Annotated in this window: 18 protein-coding genes and 1 pseudogene; 11 read left to right on the forward strand and 8 right to left on the reverse strand. The window is 60.9% G+C overall.

Annotated elements, in window-relative coordinates:
- The first annotated feature begins 2 nt into the window (after nt 1-2).
- The gene (locus AC07UR_RS25045) at nt 3-908 is read left to right on the forward strand and encodes a UTP--glucose-1-phosphate uridylyltransferase (protein WP_209792454.1); all 906 of its coding nucleotides are present in this window, start codon (nt 3-5) and stop codon (nt 906-908) included.
- Nucleotides 909-976: 68 nt separating this feature from the next.
- Nucleotides 977-3,334 carry a Wzz/FepE/Etk N-terminal domain-containing protein gene (locus AC07UR_RS25050; RefSeq protein ID WP_209792452.1) on the forward strand — a complete coding sequence of 786 codons (2,358 nt, stop codon included), beginning with the start codon at nt 977-979 and terminating at the stop codon, nt 3,332-3,334.
- A gap of 35 nt (nt 3,335-3,369) precedes the next feature.
- On the opposite strand, the gene AC07UR_RS25055 is transcribed toward AC07UR_RS25050, so the two are convergent.
- The gene (locus tag AC07UR_RS25055; RefSeq protein WP_173422180.1) at nt 3,370-4,824 is read right to left on the reverse strand and encodes a TrkH family potassium uptake protein; all 1,455 of its coding nucleotides are present in this window, start codon (nt 4,822-4,824) and stop codon (nt 3,370-3,372) included.
- 270 nt (nt 4,825-5,094) lie between these two features.
- On the opposite strand from AC07UR_RS25055, the gene AC07UR_RS25060 reads away from it, so the two are divergent.
- On the forward strand, nt 5,095-5,337 hold the full coding sequence (locus AC07UR_RS25060; protein WP_173422181.1) for a hypothetical protein: 243 nt from the start codon (nt 5,095-5,097) through the stop codon (nt 5,335-5,337).
- Between the two features lie 442 nt (nt 5,338-5,779).
- Here AC07UR_RS25060 and AC07UR_RS25065 read toward each other — a convergent pair whose 3' ends face one another.
- Nucleotides 5,780-6,442, reverse strand: a complete 663-nt coding sequence (locus AC07UR_RS25065; RefSeq protein WP_173422182.1) for an adenylate/guanylate cyclase domain-containing protein — start codon at nt 6,440-6,442, stop codon at nt 5,780-5,782.
- Between the two features lie 501 nt (nt 6,443-6,943).
- Between AC07UR_RS25065 and AC07UR_RS25070 the strand changes: the two genes are divergently transcribed.
- Nucleotides 6,944-7,171, forward strand: a complete 228-nt coding sequence (locus AC07UR_RS25070; RefSeq protein ID WP_173422183.1) for a BrnA antitoxin family protein — start codon at nt 6,944-6,946, stop codon at nt 7,169-7,171.
- A gap of 126 nt (nt 7,172-7,297) precedes the next feature.
- Here AC07UR_RS25070 and AC07UR_RS25075 read toward each other — a convergent pair whose 3' ends face one another.
- Nucleotides 7,298-7,735 carry an ArsR/SmtB family transcription factor gene (locus tag AC07UR_RS25075; protein WP_173422184.1) on the reverse strand — a complete coding sequence of 146 codons (438 nt, stop codon included), beginning with the start codon at nt 7,733-7,735 and terminating at the stop codon, nt 7,298-7,300.
- A complete protein-coding gene (locus AC07UR_RS25080; protein ID WP_173422185.1) occupies nt 7,732-8,370 on the reverse strand; it encodes a peroxiredoxin in 639 nt (212 codons plus the stop codon). Before AC07UR_RS25080 ends, AC07UR_RS25075 begins: the two co-directional genes overlap by 4 nt.
- A gap of 129 nt (nt 8,371-8,499) precedes the next feature.
- Here AC07UR_RS25080 and AC07UR_RS25085 point away from each other — a divergent pair, with 129 nt between their 5' ends.
- The 7 genes and pseudogenes from AC07UR_RS25085 (at nt 8,500) to AC07UR_RS25115 (ending at nt 13,857) form a co-directional block, all read left to right on the forward strand.
- Nucleotides 8,500-9,438, forward strand: a complete 939-nt coding sequence (locus tag AC07UR_RS25085; RefSeq protein WP_209792450.1) for an MBL fold metallo-hydrolase — start codon at nt 8,500-8,502, stop codon at nt 9,436-9,438.
- A gap of 5 nt (nt 9,439-9,443) precedes the next feature.
- Nucleotides 9,444-9,875: a YeeE/YedE family protein gene (locus AC07UR_RS25090; protein WP_173422187.1), complete on the forward strand. Its 432-nt coding sequence runs from the start codon at nt 9,444-9,446 to the stop codon at nt 9,873-9,875.
- Nucleotides 9,875-10,309 carry a YeeE/YedE family protein gene (locus tag AC07UR_RS25095; protein ID WP_173422188.1) on the forward strand — a complete coding sequence of 145 codons (435 nt, stop codon included), beginning with the start codon at nt 9,875-9,877 and terminating at the stop codon, nt 10,307-10,309. Before AC07UR_RS25090 ends, AC07UR_RS25095 begins: the two co-directional genes overlap by 1 nt.
- A 56-nt stretch (nt 10,310-10,365) precedes the next feature.
- Nucleotides 10,366-11,151: a sulfite exporter TauE/SafE family protein gene (locus AC07UR_RS25100; protein ID WP_209792448.1), complete on the forward strand. Its 786-nt coding sequence runs from the start codon at nt 10,366-10,368 to the stop codon at nt 11,149-11,151.
- Nucleotides 11,152-11,173: 22 nt separating this feature from the next.
- A pseudogene (locus tag AC07UR_RS25105) lies at nt 11,174-11,446 on the forward strand (universal stress protein); the annotation flags it as partial.
- Between the two features lie 381 nt (nt 11,447-11,827).
- On the forward strand, nt 11,828-12,523 hold the full coding sequence (locus tag AC07UR_RS25110; RefSeq protein ID WP_234902962.1) for a BON domain-containing protein: 696 nt from the start codon (nt 11,828-11,830) through the stop codon (nt 12,521-12,523).
- Nucleotides 12,520-13,857 (forward strand): GAF domain-containing protein, encoded by a 1,338-nt coding sequence (locus AC07UR_RS25115; RefSeq protein WP_173422190.1) that lies wholly within the window; start codon nt 12,520-12,522, stop codon nt 13,855-13,857. The genes AC07UR_RS25110 and AC07UR_RS25115 overlap by 4 nt, the downstream gene beginning before the upstream one ends.
- 77 nt (nt 13,858-13,934) lie before the next feature.
- Here the strand turns inward: AC07UR_RS25115 and copM are convergent, their stop codons facing one another.
- The 4 genes from copM to AC07UR_RS25135 form a co-directional block, all read right to left on the reverse strand.
- Complete coding sequence (gene copM / locus AC07UR_RS25120) at nt 13,935-14,360, reverse strand: CopM family metallochaperone (RefSeq protein WP_173422191.1); 426 nt, start codon at nt 14,358-14,360, stop codon at nt 13,935-13,937.
- 547 nt (nt 14,361-14,907) lie between these two features.
- Nucleotides 14,908-15,330: a type II TA system antitoxin MqsA family protein gene (locus AC07UR_RS25125; protein ID WP_173422304.1), complete on the reverse strand. Its 423-nt coding sequence runs from the start codon at nt 15,328-15,330 to the stop codon at nt 14,908-14,910.
- Nucleotides 15,331-15,583: 253 nt separating this feature from the next.
- Nucleotides 15,584-16,909 carry an HlyD family type I secretion periplasmic adaptor subunit gene (locus AC07UR_RS25130; protein WP_209788587.1) on the reverse strand — a complete coding sequence of 442 codons (1,326 nt, stop codon included), beginning with the start codon at nt 16,907-16,909 and terminating at the stop codon, nt 15,584-15,586.
- Between the two features lie 46 nt (nt 16,910-16,955).
- Nucleotides 16,956-19,122, reverse strand: a 2,167-nt coding sequence (locus AC07UR_RS25135; protein ID WP_494700208.1) for a calcium-binding protein, incomplete at its 5' end; no start/stop codon positions are given.

Consider the following 19,122-nt stretch of genomic DNA (forward strand, 5'->3'; position numbering starts at 1 on the left):
CCATGGACCGTATCAGAACTGTCAGAAAAGCAGTTATTCCGGTTGCCGGCAACGGCACGCGTTTCCTTCCCGCCACCAAGGCTGTGCCGAAAGAGATGCTGACGATCGTCGATCGCCCGGTCGTGCAGTATGCTGTCGATGAAGCCCGCGAGGCCGGCATCGAACATATCGTCTTCGTCACCAGCCGAAACAAGCAGGCGATCGAAGACCACTTCGACGATACACCCGAGCTGATTTCGTCACTGACACGTTCGGGCAAGAACGCCCAGATTTCCGAACTCGAGAGCATGCTGCCGAAAGCTGGCTCCGTCAGCTTCACCCGGCAACAGGCCCCTCTTGGTCTCGGCCACGCCGTCTGGTGTGCGCGCGACCTGATCGGCGACGAGCCTTTCGCATTGCTCCTGCCTGACATGCTTTCCTATGGCGCACGTGGCTGCATGGCCGGTCTGATGGATCTCTATAGTCAGACCGGCGGCAACGTCGTCGGCGTCGAACAGTGCGCGCCCGAAGATGCCTCGAAATATGGCATCGTTGGCAAGGGATCGGCCGTTCCGCATGGTTTCACCGTCACCGAAATGGTCGAAAAGCCGCGCGCTGGCGAAGCACCGTCGAACTTCTACCTCAACGGCCGCTACGTGCTTCAGCCCGAAATCTTCGGCATTCTCGCCCGCCAGCAGCGCGGCGCCGGCAACGAGATCCAGCTGACGGACGGCATGCTGAAACTCTCCAAGGATCAGTCGTTCCACGCCCATCCCTACGATGGCCGGACGTTCGATTGCGGCTCCAAGCATGGGTTCATCGAGGCGAATGTCGCATTCGCCCTTGCCCGTCAGGATATCGGCGAGCAGGTCTACTTGTCCGTCAAGGACATGGTTTTGTCTCACGAAGGCCGCATCCGCGCGGCATAAACCTGGCTCCGGCGCCCCGAACAAGGGCGCCGGCCGATCGACTGTATGGAAACGGACAGAGCGACCCAATGAAACAAAGAAGTCTACCGTTCAGTAGCGTCTTGCCCCGACAAGCCGAGGAATCCGATGGTTTCATCGACCTCGACCGGCTCTTCTCGGTGGCGGTTCGCCGCGGCAAGACAGTCGGGCTTTTCGTTGCCCTGTTCGTCGTCCTTGGTGGCGTCTACCTGCTGTTTGCCACGCCGAACTACACGTCGATGACGCAGATCCTGCTCGACGAGAACCTCTCCAAATACGCCGAGGAAGAGGCGTCGCCGCAAAACAGCCAATTGCTCGATACCCAGATTGCCAGTGCCGTGGAGATCCTGAAGTCGGGCGAACTGGCTCTGCGTGTCGTCGACAAGATCAACCTTGCCGACAACGACACGATCCTCAATCCGCCGCGGTCCCCCTTTGGCGTCGTGAAGGATTGGACGAAGTCGATCACCAGCGTCTTTGGCGGCGGGCCCGCGGTATCGGAAGAAGCCGCGCGCAGCGGACGGCGGCAGAAGGCGGCGGCCCTCATCCAGCAGGGCCTTGCGGTCGAGCGCGTGTCGCGCAGCTCTGTCGTTGCCCTTTCCTACCGTTCGAGCGATCCGCAGCTGGCAGCCCAAGTGGTGCGCGGCTATGCAGACGCATATCTGACCGACCAGTTGAACGCCAATTTCGAGGCGACCGAACGGGCATCCGTATGGCTGCAGGAGCGCCTTGCCGATCTCCGCCAGCGCTCGCAGGTCGCTTCGCTTGAGGTCGAACAATACCGCACCGACAACGGCCTGACCTCGGCGCGCGGCGAACTGATGTCCGAGCAGCAGCTCTCCGACCTCAACAGCCAGCTCATCATTGCCCAGGCTGACACCGCCACCGCTTCTGCCCGCTACAAGCAGTTTCAGGCGATCGTCGAACAGGGCCCGGAGAAGGCAGTCGACAACGCGACGATCTCTTCGAAGGACGGCGACAACTCGGTGATCCGTGACCTCAGGACCCGCTATCTCTCCGTCGGCAAGCGCGAGCAGGAGGTCACCCAGAGTTTTGGCGCCGACCATCCGCAGGCGGTTTCTCTGCGGGCAGAGAAGAACGACATCGGCCACCAGATTTACCAGGAACTGCAGCAGCTGACGTCGAGCTATCGCAATGAATACGAAGTCGCCCGCTCGCGCGAAGCCTCGCTGCGCGAAAACATCGAGGGCACCACTGGTCGAAACTCTGATGCCAACCGGTCGCTCGTGCATCTGCGCGAACTTGAACAGAAGTCTGCCGCACTGAAGACACTCTACGAGTCCTATCTCGGTCGCTACGAGCAGGCCGCACAACAGCGCTCCTTCCCGATCGCCAAGGCTCGGGTGATTTCCGAAGCCGGTGTGCCCGCGTCGCCCTCAAGCCCGAAGAAGACGATGACCCTGGCGCTCTCGGCCGTGCTGGGCCTGATGGCTGGCGGCGCCTTTGCAGCATTTCAGGAATTCCGCGAGCGGACTTTCCGTCTCGAAGGCGATGTCCGTTCGATCCTCGGGCACCGGTCGCTTGGTTATGTGCCCCTGATCGGCCCGCGGCCGCCAACGGCAGCGGACCAGATGCGTGCTCGACTGATGAAGGATAAGGGACCAACCCAACCGACACCGGAACCGGTTCCCTTCGAACGCGTCAGTCGCATCGTACTCGACGCGCCGCGCTCGTCCTTTACCGAGACCTTCCGCAACGCAAAGCTCGCCTGCGACCAGATGCTGCATGGCAACGCCTGCCGGGTCGTCGGCATCGTCTCGGCAGTTCCCGACGAAGGAAAATCGATCGTGGCAGCCAATTATGCGGCCCTTCTCGCCGCCAGCGGCAAGCGGACGCTGCTGATCGACGCGGATATCCGCAAGCCGGGCCTGAGCAAGATGATCACGCCTGCGCCGAAGACCGGGCTTGTCGAAGCGCTGACGGGAGAGACGTCCTGGCCGGCCGGCATCAAGATCGACCATCAGACGAAGCTTGCGATCTTCCCGGTCGGAGGCGAGGCCACCAACCAATATCCGCATGACAGCCACGAGCTGCTCGCCTCGCCGGCCATGGCGGAGCTGATCGCGAATGCGCGCAAATCCTTCGACTATGTGATCGTCGACCTTGCGGCACTCGCACCCGTCGTCGACGCCAAGGCGTTTTCGCCGCTTGCCGACGGCTTCCTCTTCGTCGCCGAATGGGGTCGCACGCCGTCACGCCTCGTGCGCGACCTGCTCCATGCCGAACCTGAGATCAACGCGAAAATTCTCGGCGTGATCCTCAACAAGACGGACATGCGCGAACTGGCGAAATACAGCGATTTCGGCGCCGCCGAACAGTATCGCCACCGCTTCGAAAAATACTACGTCGACAATGCCGCAACCCGGCGCGAAGCAGAACCGGTCTGAACCACGGGAGCCCAATTGACTTGGGCTCTCCGACATTACTCCTTCCAGAACAGTGGTGTCAGAACGACCAGAACGGTCAGGATCTCAAGACGTCCGAGCAGCATCATGATCGACAGGAGATAGAGTGCCGGATCGTGCAAGGTCGAGAAATTTCCGGCCGGCCCGATGATCGGGCCGAGCCCTGCACCGACGTTTGAAAGAGCCGTGGCGATCGCCGACGCCGATGTCAGAAGATCGTAACCGAAGGCACCCATGGCGAGGCTGCCGAAGGCCCAGATCATCATGTAGGCGGTGAAGAACAGGAAGACGGTGCGCTGGACATCGATATCGACCAGCGCCTTGCCATAGCGAACCGTATGGATCCCGTTCGGATAGATGAGCTTGTAGAGCCCGGCCCGGATGGAATTGAAGATGATGATGAAGCGATAGGCTTTCATGCCCCCGGCCGTCGAACCGGAACATCCGCCCATGAAGGTCGCCGCAAACGCAAGCGCAACGATGAAATCGCCCCACAGCATGTAGTCGTCGCTGGCAAAACCCGTCGTCGACAGGATTGATGACACCGTGAAGAACGAATGCGCCAGCGCTTCATGAAAGGCGACGCCGTTTTCCAGACGCTGAAACAGGCTGGCAGCGATCGCAAGCACGGTCAGATAGGACAGGAAGACGATGATCTGCGGATCCTTCAGCGTATCCAGTCGACCGCGGACGATGAAAAGGATCAAGACCGAAAACGGCAGGCTGCTCAGCGTCATGAAGAAGGTCGCCACCCACAGGATCGGCAGGCTGTTGAAGTAGCCAAGCGAGGCGTCATGGGTGGAAAAGCCGCCGGTCGCGATCGTCGACATCGCGTGATTGATCGCATCGAAACGATTCATCCCGAGATAGCCGTAAATGACCGCGCAAGTCACGGTCATGACGATATAGATCAGCACGAAGGCCCGGGTATAGGTGACGATGCGTGCAAACGGCTTCTCGGTGGTATCCGACGATTCCATCTTGAAGAAGGACAGGCCCCCCACGCGTAGATACGGCATGACGAAAAGGCCGAGTGCCACGATCCCGATGCCGCCGAGCCAGTGAAGCAGCGAACGCCAGACGAGGATGCCCGGTGGCGCGTTGTCCAGGCCGGCAATCACAGTTGAACCCGTGGTGGTAATCCCGGACACCGATTCGAACAGCGCCTCGGCAAAATCGAGATTGACCGAGGACAGCCAGAAGGGAACGGCACCGACAATGGAGACGACGAGCCACAGCAGGTTGACGAGCAGAAAGCCCATCTTTCGGTTGAAGGGCGGCGGTCCGCCTTGCGTTGCCGCAACGGTGACCAGCGAAAGGCTACCCATCAGGCACGCCGAGAGAGCGAAGACCTTCCAGTCGGGATGGCCGAAATACAGATCAACCAGCGCGGGGATGAGCATGGTGAGCGAAAGATAGAGCCCGACCTTTGCGGCAATGTTGATGGCGGACTGGTAAATGGTCGCGTTCAACGGTCAATCGCCCCGGTCTTGGCTATCCTTTGCCCGCTCGCGCTGCGCGAGTCGCTGTTACCTGCCATCATCATCGGCATTACCGGGCAGCGTCGACAAACGCAAGTTCGACATCACGCGGCGCCAATGCTGGCAAGTGTTGCACCGTCCCGACAATCGCTGTGGATCGGACGCGTGATCACGTGATCGTGGTGCGACACGTCATCACCTTGACTCATTTCCGCGTGTAAAGCCTCATTGAACAGACGCACTCGCAATCCTGAGCAAAAAATGACCCCCGCACGATTTACCCAATGCCTGCTTGCCCTTCGCTGGACACCGATCAATCTCGCGAGCGCGCTCCATTGCAATCTGGCGTGGATAGAGGCGATGGAAACGGGCGACGAAAAGGTGCCGGCAGAACTGGCGACCTGGCTCGAAGCGCTGGCAACCGCGCATGAAACTCTCGGTATCCCGGTCGCCTATCGCGGCAAGGGGCTGGAGCCGGCGACGAGCCGCGTTGCGCGTCGCTAGCTAGCAATCGTTGGCATTGTGTTTGGCTGCAGCGGACAACATCGGCGCGAAGCTTGCCTCCTGTGTTTGGGAGGCGCTAGTCACCCGCTGAAGGCTGTATAGACGATGGTGCATCGCCTCGAATGCCGCCCTTTGCGATTTCGGGACCAAGCTACTCGCACCTCTTTCGCTGTGGGCGAGTGCTCCTCGTACGAAACGTGCATTAAGTGCGTTGCAGACGGCTGTGATGAGGGCAAAATCACTGCATCGAGAACTGCCAAGGATCTCGCCTTAGGCGCCGGCATAGAATTTGAGGCATGCGGTGACGCAAACTTGCTTGCCACTCGCGGAATTTGAAACATCCGCGCGGCTATCGCTGGAGAACGCTCACCAACGCGTCCGCCGGTCACCTTTGCGGCCGCCCGACGGGCCGAGGTGGTCGGACCTATTCGTTAGCGCATCGTCAGCGGGGCAAGCTGTAGGTCTGCGGCGATTTGCGAAATGCCTCTTCGCATCGCGGCGAGCAGAACCACGGCCCTTGTGGCGCGGCGCGACGATAGGCCGAGTACGGTGCATGCATCTTGCAGACCGGATCGATCCAGGCCGGATCCGCGGATGGCGCAAACTCGATCTCGTAAAGAGCGATATCCCCGGTTACCGAGCGAAGCGCCACCGTCCCGAGATCAGTTACAAGAATACCGTTAGCGGCAGCCGCCTCGGCAATGGCTCGGGTAGCAAGCAATTGACCGGGAGATGCGAGCGCGGCGATGCGAGCTGCGATATTGACGGTCGAGCCAAAGAGATCACCTGCTCTAAGGATGACCGGCCCGTGGTTCAGCCCTGCCCGAGTAAGCGGTAGGCGGGGTTCGTTCCGGCATGCCTGCAACAGCGTTCCCAGCGCCTGGATCGCCATTTGCGGCTCAGGAAACGAGAGCATTGCCTCATCTCCGATCCATTTGATCGGAGGCTCGTAGCCGCTAAGAGCTTCGCAGACCATGCTCTCGAAAAGTTCAAGAATGCCAATCGCGGTGGAATCTCCATAAACGTCGGCAATTGCGCTGAATCCAGCCAGATCAATAAACGCAACGGTAGCCGAAGCGTGCACAAAACTCCGTGTCGGCCTCATGTCCCTCTCCACTGCGACGCGTTAATTTCTTACATCATAACGCAAATTCCGGTCAGTGAGGCGATGAGGCGAATGGGGGCTGGCTCAGCGCCCCTCCCTGCCCATTGCTGCCCGAGCCTTCTTTATGCACCGCCCTACCGACTAAATCGCCGACCCCATCAAGGCATCAACTGCTGAGAGAGTGGAGTCGACATGAGCAAGACAACGAATGAATCGCCGGCAGTTGAACGGTGCGTTTGGTTTTGGATCGCGAAGGCGAATATCAGTCGCGATAGACCGCAGTTTTCTCAATCGCAGCCAAGTTCGGCTGCGCGGACCAGGCGCGCAATGGGCAATGCGTGAAGAATGTCAAAGTTGCGCTTGTTCCGGCGCAGACCAGGGTTCATTGACCGAAGTTCCCCGCAAAGCGATTGCGTGCCCGCACGAGCGCCAATAAATGATAAGGCGGCCAGATGGAAGCGTGACATACTGCCTGGCATCAAAACGACGTAAGGCTGGCATATGGCTAAAGCAATTTCCACACGCGCTGCCGGCGACCTGGTGCAGCAGGTTCTCGAACGTCCGCGAGCACTCAAGAAGCAAGCGCCACCCTCCGACGGGTCTACGACCAAACTCACCCTCAACGTCGATATCGACGTAATCGCCTGGTTCAAGGCATCTGGTGGGGATTGGCGCGCAAGAATGCAGAAAGCTCTACGAGATACGACCGATCTCGACAAGGATGCTTGATCCGAAGTCAGTTGATCCAACCAATGACTGCCGGGTCTGCCCGGCCTGAGCGGCGAACGTACGTCATCGGCACGCCGGGTGATGGGCGCCAGGCACAGGATCAGCACCCTCACGCATACTGCGAAACTATTCGGCGGGCTCGATACGAGCAAAATGGGCTGCATCGCCCTGCGATGTTGGGTGAACCTGCAGACCCGGTTCGTCTGCAACTGCGGTCGGTGTCTCGATCGATGCGACCACCGACGCCAAGCCGGCCCCGCAGAACAGCTGGAACAGCAGGTTCATCACTGCTTCGGCACGGCCGTCCGCGATCGAGTAATAGATCTGGCGCGACGCCCGCCGCGTCTTGACGAGACCCGACTGGCGCAGTTCTGCGAGTTGCTGGGAAAGCGCCGGTTGCTTCATGCCGAGTGCCTCCTGGATGTCGCTGACCGATGATTCCTGCTGTGCGATCTGGCAAAGCAGCATCAACCGGTTGGCATTGCTGAACTGCCGCATGAATTCGGCCGCCTCCGGTGCCTTTTCCGTCAACGTTGCCAGCGAAACGCGTGTCCTCTCGGTCATGCGCGTTTCTCCCGGAAATACCAGCTCTCGCCTTCGCGAAGCTCGGCATCATCGGTATCGGCCACCGGTGCGTGCTCAACGAGAGGATCGCCTGGCCGCCAGTTTTCAGGCGTTGACGCATCGTCCCGTTCGCAGGCCTGAAGTGCCGCGACAAGGCGCAGCAGTTCGTCCACTGAACGGCCGACATTCATCGGGTACCAGACAATGGCACGAATGACACCCGAAGGATCGATAACATAGGTCGCCCTAACGGTCCCGCTGCTTTCAGACGCACTGTCGATCATGCCGTAGGCCTGGGCGATTGCCATGGAAGGGTCTTCGACCAGCGGAAACGCAACCTTCACGCCGAAGCGCTCATGGATGTCACGCAGCCAGGCAATATGAGAATAGAGGCTGTCCACCGACAGACCAAGCAGCGCGCATCCGATTGCATCGAACCGATCCTGCGCCCGGGCAAATGCAATGAACTCGCTGGTGCAGACCGGAGTGAAGTCGGCCGGATGGGAAAAGAAGACGAGCCAGCGCCCGCGATAGCCAGAGAGAGCTATCGGGCCCGCTGTGGAACGAGCAGCAAACGCCGGCGCCGGCTCGTTCAGACGGGGCGGCATTGTCGGCGGAGTAATGACTTCGGTCATGATTTTCTTCCTGGCTGCGACTCGAATGCCTTCATAGCGTCAGCTCGTTTCTGATTCCAGAAAATACATAGTTTCGCAATTAATGTAAATATGTATTCTTTAGAAAACCTCCCATGGAGAACGCTCGCTATGCAAAGCGCCATCACAGACCCATCGCTTGATCACGCCCGCGCCATTATCGAAACGGCACTGGCGGACAGGACGAAACGCCCTATCGTCCGCTCGTTTTTCGATGATCAAACCTACACGGTTAGCCATGTCGCGCGCGATCCGCAGTCAAACGCCTGCGCCATCATCGACAGCGTGCTCGATTACGACGCCGCTTCGGGCCGTACGACCAACACGTCGGCCCAAGAGCTCATCGATTACATAAAGTCCGAAAGTCTCGAAGTGCAGTGGCTGCTCGAAACGCATGCCCACGCCGACCACCTATCTGCAGCGCCCCTGCTGCAGGCTGAACTCGGCGGGCAACTTGCCATCGGCCATGAGATCGTTCGCGTCCAGCAGGTCTTCGGCAAGATTTTTAATGCCGGCACGGATTACCAGCGGGACGGAAGTCAGTTCGACCAGCTCTTCAACGACGGCGACCGCTTCAGAATCGGCAACCTGGATGCGGCGGTTCTGCATGTACCCGGCCATACGCCCGCCTGCCTCGCATATGTGGTCGGTGATGCCGTCTTTCCGGGCGACACGCTATTCATGCCCGACTACGGCACGGCGCGCTGCGACTTCCCCGGCGGCGATGCCCGTCAGCTTTACCGTTCGATCAAGCGCCTCGTGAAGCTGCCGGATGCAGCCCGCTTGTTCCTCTGCCATGATTACAAGGCACCGGGCCGAGACCACTATGCGTGGGAAACCACCATCGGCGCAGAACGCACCGGCAATATTCACGTGAGCGAGGGTGTCACTGAAGACGACTTCTACAAGATGCGCACAGAACGGGACGCAACGCTCGCCTTGCCCAAGCTGATACTGCCATCGGTCCAGGTGAACATGCGCGCCGGTCAGTTGCCGCCCGCCGAGGACAACGGCGTCCGATACATCAAGATACCCGTCAACACATTGTGAGCGACATGAACGACGTCAATTTTCTCTGGCCGCTCGCAGGTGGCCTCCTCATCGGCCTTTCTGCGGGGTTGTATCTCCTGTCGACCGGGCGCATCGCCGGCATCTCCGGCCTTGCCGCATCGGCGGCCGGCTTGACGGACGGCGGGTTCAGCAAGCTCGGCTTCGGGTTTCTCGCAGGCATTCTTGGCGGCGCGGCCGTCGCCTCGGCTCTCATCCGCCAACCGGACATAACAGTCACCTCGTCTATTCCGCTTCTGGTCATCGCCGGTCTGCTCGTCGGCTTCGGCACGCGCCTCGGTTCGGGCTGCACCAGCGGCCACGGGATCTGCGGAATGGCCCGCTTGTCGCTTAGATCGGTCTTCGCAACCTTGACCTTCATGACAGTTGCCGCCCTCACGGTCTTTATCATGCGCCTGGTATCGGGAGGTGCTGTCTGATGCTTGCCAGAACCCTTGCAGCAATCGCCTGCGGAATCCTGTTCGGTGCCGGCCTCGTTATTTCCGACATGATCAACCCCGCGCGCGTGCTCGCCTTTCTCGACGTCGCGGGTAACTGGGATCCGTCGCTTGCCTTCGTTATGGGCGGCGCGCTGATACCGTCATCGCTCGCCTACCTCATTCGCAACCGCCGGCGAGCGCCGCTGCTCGACGATCGGTTCCATGTTCCGGCCCCGGGCCGCCCCGACGGTCGCCTCGTCGTCGGCGCCGCCTTGTTCGGGATCGGATGGGGACTGGTCGGCCTATGTCCCGGTCCGGCGATTGCAGCGTTGACGACTGGCCGTTGGGAGGCCGGCCTGTTCGTGGCAGCCATGCTCGCAGGCATGATCGTCTACCGCTTGACCCTCGGCCGCCCCGCATGGGCGACGCGATGATGGTCGGCTGCCCCCCACCATTTCGTTGAACGACGAGAACCCGGCAAGATATCGATATGTATCTGGAACCCATACAATACGCCCTTGGCGCGCTTTCCGGCGGCCTCGTGGGCTTTACCCTCGGCCTGTTCGGCGGTGGCGGCTCCATTCTGGCCGTCCCGCTGATGGTCTACATCGTGGGGGTTCCCAACCCACATCTCGCGATCGGAACCAGCGCCTTTGCTGTCGCCGCCAATGCCTTGGCGAATGTCGTCGGGCACGCCCGCTTCGGCAACATCAAGTGGCGTTGTGCCGGAATCTACAGCTCGGCAGGCATTGTCGGAGCGCTTATCGGCTCGACCATCGGCAAGATGGTCGACGGCCAGCATCTTCTTGCTTTGTTTGCCCTGCTCATGATTGTCGTCGGGGTCTTAATGTTCAAGGGCCGTGGCGCCGAAGGCAATCCCGGAGCGCAGTGCTCGCGCGAGAACGCGCCGAAGGTGGTCATATTCGGTGGCCTCACGGGCATCTTTTCCGGCTTCTTTGGCATAGGCGGCGGCTTTCTGATTGTTCCGGGGCTCATCGCCTCGACCGGCATGCCAATCCTGGTGGCCATCGGATCCTCTCTTGTCGCCGTCACCGCATTCGGGCTGACGACGGCATTGAACTATGCATTTTCAGGTTTGGTCGACTGGGCTTTGGCGACCGTCTTCATCGCAGGTGGTGCGATCGGCGGGCTCGTTGGCGGAGTTGTCGCTCGCAAGCTCGCCGCAAGAAAGGGAGCGCTGAACATCGCCTTCGCAACGCTGATCATCGTGGTCGCCGGATACATGCTCTACAAAAGCTATCTTCAGCTCCGGTGACATCGGTAACGGACGCCCCAGGATCGATCCAAAGGCAACTACAGCAGAGAATGGCGAAGAACCTGGAGCTAATGTAGCCGTTTATCTTGCGCGCCGCGGCATAACGGTGCCGTTGACAGGCTCCCCAACTGCGGCCGTAGTTGCTGCAGTGCTCAACCAGCATGCGCCGGACACCTCTGCCGAGTTGATTGTGATGGGTGCTTATGGGCACTCGCGCATACGCGAAAGGATATTTGGAGGCGTAACCAAAGTGATGATCGAAAACACGGTTGTTCCGGTGTTGTTGGTGCGCTGAACCGGATGAACGTAGGTATCTGCCAAGCGAAACGTTCCAACTACCGGCACTGACCATCGGCCGGGTCAAGCCGGCTACTCGATACCGACACCGCTATTGTCTCCGGCAATGGAGCTCGCCCCTCTCTCCCCGCTTCATCTGTCTTGCACACTCTTAAGGGGAAGCCGTGCGGCGCAGAGCGATAATCGGCATTGCATCGATGATGTGTCGCAATCGCGCGCCGCTTTGAGCAGCCCTGACCATACGCACTACCGTCTCGCCATTCTTGGCCAAGAGCCACGCTTGGCTGCGTTGCCTTGATGCGCCTCAAAGACTGCTTCTCGAAAAGCCGCGATAGTAGGGACATCAGCCCTTGGGCTCTGATCTCCAGAGGAGGCAACGATGAGTGACAGTCGCTTGCGCCAGGACATCCTGGATGAACTCGAATACGAACCCAGTATCGACGCGGCAAATATCGGAGTAGCGGTCGAGAAAGGGGTCGTCACATTGACGGGCCATGTCCACAGCTACGCGGAGAAACATGCCGCAGAGAGCATCACCCAACGGGTCAAGGGTGTGCACGCAATCGCGGAGGAAGTTGAAGTTCGGCTACCGGAGCACAAGAAGACGGTGCAGCTGACCGACGAGATAAAGCACTTCATCGCAAGCCCCGTCATGATCATCGTCGGAACGCGGGACGCGGCAAACCGCCCCTCGATCGGCAGGGGGCTGGGCGCGCGCGCGTTGCGCGAGGATTGCGCGGAGGTCGTCTTGTCGGCCTGGCAATGGCCGGAGACGGCCGCCAACCTCATCGCCAACGGACAAGCCGCGATCACCTTTGCCCGCCCCTCGGACTATGTGTCCTACCAGATCAAAGGCAGCGTCACGCTGCGCGCGGCAGGGCCGCAGGATCTAGAGCGTTCGGCGCTCTATCGCGCGGCCGTGCTGGACATGTTCTCCGAGCTCGGGCTCGCAGCCGAGCTGGTGCGGCCGTGGCTGGTGGACCGCGAACCGATAGTGGCAAGTCTGAACGTGCGCGAACTCTATGTCCAAACCCCCGGCCCCAAGGCGGGAACCGCGGTCCGCACAGCGACATGATGATACGGCTCCGTGACCTCGACGACTGCTTCGAAGGCGTCATTCCATCCATCATCGCAACGGCAGCGGCGGACGGCACACCCAATATATCCTACCTCTCGCACGTCGCGCTGGTTGACGACGATCATATCGCCATCTCCAATCAGTTCTTCGCGAAGACTGCCGCAAATATCCGCGCCAATCCGCATGTGTCGCTGCAACTGGTTAACGGGCGCAACGGTAAACAATACCGTCTCGACGCCACCTGGGTAGCATCCGAAGACAACGGCCCGTTCTTCGCCCATGTCGAGAACCAGTTACTTGCCAGCAGCGCGCAGGTGGGCATGGCCGGGGTCATGCGCCTCAGGGCCATCGACATCTTCCGGGTCGATTCGATTGCGGCCGTCCCCTCGCCTTTTTCCACCGAGGAAGCACCGGTCGGTGCGAAGGTGCCGGATCTCGAGGCGGCGGGACGCATGGCGAGAGCCATCGCCGAACAGGGTGATACGGAAGGCGCCATCAGTGCCTTGCTTGTGGGCTGCGGGGAACTTGGGTTCGACCACGCCATCCTGCTCCTCGGCGACCCGGCTCGCGGCCCGCTTGCCACTGTCGCCAGCCGGGGCTACGACCGGTCCGGCGTTGGCTCTGAGATCGCGTTTGGCGATGGGCTGATCGGTACGGCAGCTCTCACTGGTCGCCCCGTCAAGGTGAGCGACATGAGCCGGATCCGTCGAATGGGCGCCGCTATCGGGGCAGCGGCAGCCGGCGACGAGAACCGCACCCGGACGATCGCATTGCCCGCCTTGGCGGATGCAATGAGCCAGATGGCCGTACCGCTTCGCGCTCAAGGGACGTTGCTGGGCGTGCTTTTTGTGGAAAGCCGAGAACGGCTCGCCTTCGGCAAGAACCATGAGCTGGCGCTTGAAATCATTGCTGCACAGGGCGCGCTCGCGCTTGCCCTGTGCGAGGCGCTTGCCTCGCAGGCGCGGCCAGCTAAACTCCGCCCGGTGAACGGAGCGGTTGGCGGCCGCGTGATACAGGTCGCGCATCACGCATTCGACGACAGCGTCTTTGTCGACAACCTCTATGTCCTAAAGGGCGTCGCCGGGCGGCTTCTCGCCTACATGTTGGACCTTTACGTGAGCGAGGGCCGCAGCGAGTTCACCAACCGTGAAATTCGCGCCGCAGCAAACCTTCGCCTTCCCGAGATCAAGGACAATCTCGAAACGAGGCTATTGCTCCTGCGTCGACGCATGGACGAAAGAAACCTTCCGATCAGGCTTATTCACGCAGGCCGGGGCCAGGTCAGGCTGTTGGTCAATGGTACGCCAGACCTTCAGTTCAATATCAAGTAAACGCGGTAGGATGCAGGCTCATCTCCGGCGACGGATGCTGATGCGCGCCTATTGTCCTTTCGTCTGAAGTCGGAGCATCACTTGGCGTGATCGTTCACCCAGGTGGTCATTTCCTCGATCTCCTTCTTCTGCGCTTCGATAATCTTCTGCGCCATAGACTTGGCTTGTTGGTCGTCACCATACTTCAACTCAACCTCCGACATGCTGATCGCGCCCATGTGGTGGGCAATCATGCCGCAGACAAAAGCGACGTCAGGATCCGTTGCCATCATTGCCTGCATCATTGCCGGGTGCATTTGCTGCATGCTTTCCATTGTCGCTTTCTGGTGATCTGCCATTTGGCCCATTTGCATCCCACCCGACATACCCATGCCTTTCATGGCGGAAGCTTCCGCCTTGCACGCGTCCGGCATCGGCATCTGAGCTGCCACGTTAGTGCCGGTTGAAAGGGCAAAGAAAGGTACGACCGCTGCGGCAAGCGCGAACTTTAGGACGGTTTTCATTGGATTCTCCTATTGGTTTGGACGTCAATCGTGCTTCATCTCAGGAGGCTGACGACTTCGGAGGCGGGTCGACCCCGCCTACGATTAAGAAGGGACGCGGATGGTCGAGATAAACCGTTGGCTGCTGAACGATAGAGGTGAGCGGGGCGGCACACGGCATCGCCTGTAGAACGGGACAACACCATGTACCGCTACAGCAAGCATCGTGATCAGATGCCGATCCAAAACCGTGGGCTGCTTGCGTGACCGCTGGACAACGGGAGATTTATTGCCGCCGCCAGTGACGTCGCCAACATGGAGGGTTACCACCATGATGCACAGGGCCGGGACTTTAACCAAGCGGTAGATAATGCTCCAAGCTGGCATGGAGGCAGATTCCCATTTGCCTCAAAACGAATTTGACACGAAAATGTTCCCAGAGAGCGCGGCCGTGCCGAAGGCAGCGGACATTTTTCATCGCCACGGACAACTATGCCGTAATATCCACCACGCTCATCTCCGGCGCGTCAAACGCCGCACATTGAACGGTGCCGAGTTTTGTCGGTCTTTATTCCTCGGGTAATGTGGGGCACCCACTGCGAACCTCGATAAGCAGTTCCGGGTGACGGTGGAGGATGCAGAACAGTTTAACGAGAGACAGCGGCGGCTTTGACTCCCCGGTTTCGTACCGCGAGAATGAATTGATCCCGCCGCCGAACAACTCTTCCGCCTCCTTCTGGCCGAGATGTAGTTTCTCTCGAACAGTCGTAATGAATCGCGGATCGACTTTCTCTGTATCCACCTTCTTCTTGAGGTCGAGCATCGCCTTGATGATCCGCCTCCCGTCCGTGTCATCTGGAACCACTTCATTGCATTCATCGCAAAATCGGCCCGCCACCTTTTCGATAAGAATGCCCTCCCCTCTGTAGACATAGGGAACATCGCGCGTATCTCTGACGAGCGTGCCTCTTCCGCAGTATGGGCATGTCATCCTAAAGCCTCCGAGCGATGTATGTCTGCGGCGACGAGCGCCAGTGTTGGCGATCTCGTCAATTTGGCCCAACTGCATTAACGGCTCCCCCCTGTGTGGACCGGATGGAGATGCGCCCCTTCGCATGGCCCAAAGAGCGACTAGCCAAGCGACACGACCGCCGAAGCGAAAAAGCGTATCTGCTCATCCGGTGCCGGTTCACCAAACGATAGCTCCTGCCGCTATCATTTAGCCCTTACCGACCGTCTCCCCCTCATTCCTCGCGGAAGGCTCTGAGCATCTGGTCGGAGAATGGTTTTGTGAGGTACGAGATCGCGGTTCTTTCGTCGGTCTGGACGAACACTTCGACGGGCATTCCGGGCATGAGCTTGCGGCCGCCGAGCTTGTCGAGCGGTTCGGTGATCTCGACGGTTGCGAGATAGAAGGGTTGTCCGGTGTTGCGGTCGAGCGTGGTGGCGGCGGCAATGACGTCGATGCGGCCGTCAAGCTCGGGTGTCGTTCGCTGGTTGAAGACGGTAAAGCGCATGCGGCTCTTCTGGCCGGGCGCGATGCGGTCGATGTCGACGGGCGGGATGCGGATCTCAACCGTCAGGTCCTCGCCTTCGGGCACGATCGACATGGCGGTGGCGCCGGGCGCGATGATGCCGCCGATGGTGTGGATCTGCAGGTCGTAGACGAGACCGTCGACGGGGGCACGCACTTCCATGCGCGACAGCCGGTCCTTGGCCGCCACCGCCCGTTCGGTCAGTTCGGCGATCTTGGCCTCGAGCCCGACGATCTGGCCTTGCGTTTCCTTGCGGTTGTTCTGGTCGATCGACATCAGCTTGATGCGCAGCTCACTGATCTGGCCGAGCGCCTCGGCGATGCGGGCGAGCAGTTCGCCCTTGGAACCGTCGATGCGGGCCATCTGGCGCAGGAGGTCGCGATGCTCGGAGACCGGCACCAGGCCGCTCTTCAGAAGCGTCTCGAGCTTGGAGATCTCCTTCTCGACGATCTCTTTCTCCTTGTCGCTGGAGCCGGTCTGGGCCTTCAGCCCGCGGATCTGCTCCTCGAACTGGCCGATCTGCAGCCGCATCTGCTCTTCCTGGCTGGTGATCATCCGGCGATTGGCCTCGAACAGCTTCACTTCACTGGTTTTCAGCACGTCCGGAATATCGAGCTCGCCGAAGGAGACGGTGGCGTCACCGTCGCGTTCGGCCGTCAGCCGGGCGCGCATGGCGTAGAACTGCTGCAACTGGCCGCGCACGATCGACAGCTCGACCCGGGTCTGGGTCTCGTCGAGCTGCAGCAGCACGTCGCCCTTCCTGACGTGGGTGCCGTTCTTGACGGGGATGGCCGAGACGATGCCGCCGTCGCGGTGCTGGATCAGCTTGACCTGCTGGGAAACGGCGACCTGACCCTGGGTGATGACGGCGCCCGACAGCTTCGCCTGGGCGGCCCAGCCGCCGATGCCGAACACCAGCGTTGCGGCAAAGATCGCCGACACAGCGATGCGCGAGGTGATGCCGAACTGCGGCTTCTCGGCCGGCTTGCCGGCAGCTGTGGCGCTGGTGGTTGCGGGGTTGTCCGTGGTGTTCATGGTCTTCTTCTCCCGATAATGCGTGACAATTGAGATTTGTGGTCGTTCAGACGGTGTCTCTCGGCTGGTCGGCCGGGCTTTCGGTTGCCGCCAGGATAAAATCCTGTTCGGTGAGCTCGTGGCGGCCGGCGATCAGGAATTGCAGATCCTCGTCGCGCTCGAGGTCGACGACGGCGCGAACGACGGTGCGCTCGCCGTCGGCAAAGGCCTCGTGATAGAAGGTGATCTGGTGCACCGGCGGTGCTTGCCCATCCTCCAGCAGTCCGCCGAAGACGAGCCCGCCGATGGCTTCGGCGATCTTCGACAGATCGACGCGGTCGCCGACCTGGAAGTCGCGGATCTCGTCGCGGCCGCTGCCGTCATTGGCGAGCGACGCGGTCGTGCGGAAGACGAAGATGTCGGCGCCGTCGCCACCGGCGAGGAAGTTGACGGCATTGCCGGCAACGAGCACATCGTCGCCCTTGCCGCCGACAGCGCCTTCGATCGAGGTCAACAGGTCCGAGCCGATCTCAACCCCTTCGGCCGTGCCGCGGTCGAGGTCGATCACGACGGCCTGCATCGCTGCCGAAGCGTCGTAGGTGTCGATCGCCTCGTTGCCGTCAATCAGGTCGTTGCCGTCGTCGCCGTTCGCATCCGGCGCGATCACCACCAGGAACGTGTCATTGCCGGTGTTACCCTCCAGCGTATCTCTGCCGCCGCCCCCGACGAGAACATCGTCGCCGCCGCGGCCACGCAGTATGTCGTTGCCGTCGCCGCCCGACAGGATATTGTTGCCGGCGCCGCCGGACAGGCGGTCGCCACCTTCGCCACCGACTATGATGTCGAAGCCTTCGATCAGGTCCGAACCGATCTCCTCGCCTTCGGCAATGCCGGCCTCGATATCGGCAAGCACGGCCTGCACCAGCGCCGACATGTCGAGCGTATCGATGCCGTCCCCACCCGAATAACTGTCATTGCCATCAGTGCCGGCACCTTCGGCCACGACAACAACGACTGTGTCATTGCCCAGGCCGCCCAGGACGGTATCGTTCCCCAGGCCACCGGACAGCGTATCGTTGCCGGCACGGCCGTCGATGACATCGTTGCCGTCATTGCCGATGAGGGTGTTGCTCTCGGCGTCGCCCGAGAGCTGGTCGTCGCCGGCGCCCCCGATAGCGGCTTCGATCCGTTGAAGTGTGTCCGAGCCGATCTCCTCGCCCGTGGCCGTTCCCTGTTCAAGATCGACGACGATGCTGTCGGTGGTGGCGCTGGCATCGAGCGTGTCGTAGCCGGTTCCGCCATTATAGCTATCGTTGCCGTCAGTCGTTTCCCCCGGCACGCAGACCGGAGCCTCGACGACGATGGTGTCATCGCCGGCGCCACCAGAGACGACATCGTCGCCCTGGCCGCCGGCAAGGGTGTCGTCGCCGGCGCGGCCATCGATGACATCGTTGCCGTCATTGCCGATCAGCGTGTTGTCTTCGGCGTCGCCCGAAAGCTGGTCGTCACCCGAGCCGGCGATCACGGTCTCGATGCTGTCGACGGTGTCGGAACCGATCTCGTCGCCCGTGGCCGTTCCCTCTTCAAGGTCGACGACGATGCTCTCGGTGACTGCACTGGCATCGAGCGTGTCGTAGCCTGAGCCGCCGACGTATGTGTCGTTGCCGTCAGTCGCCTCACCCGGCGCGCAGGCCGGAGCCTCGACGACAATGGTGTCATCGCCGGCTCCACCGGAGACGACATCGTCGCCCTGGCCGCCGGCCAGCGTGTCGTCGCCGGCGCGGCCATCGATGACATCGTTGCCGTCATTGCCGACCAACGTGTTGCAGGCGGCATCGCCCGAGAGCTGATCATCACCGGAACCAGCGATCACCGTCTCGATGCTGTCGACGGTGTCCGAACCGATCTCCTCGCCTGTCGCCGTTCCCTGTTCGAGATCGACGACGATGGTCTCGGTGGTGGCGCTGGCATCGAGTGTATCGGTTCCTGCGCCGCCTTCGTATGTGTCGTCGCCATCATCGTAGACGCTGTCGTCATCATCGCTGTGGTCATCGGCGCGGGCCTGGACGAGGACGGTGTCGTTTCCGTTTCCGCCTTTGACGGTGTCGTCGCCGTTTCCGCCGGCCAGCATGTCGTTGCCGTCGCGGCCGTCGATGGTGTCGTCGCCGTCATTGCCGATGAGGGTGTTGTTCTGGCTGTCGCCGGAGATCTGGTCGTCGCCCGAGCCGGCGATG

This window comes from Ensifer sp. GW821-FHT05G01 (assembly GCF_059419585.1).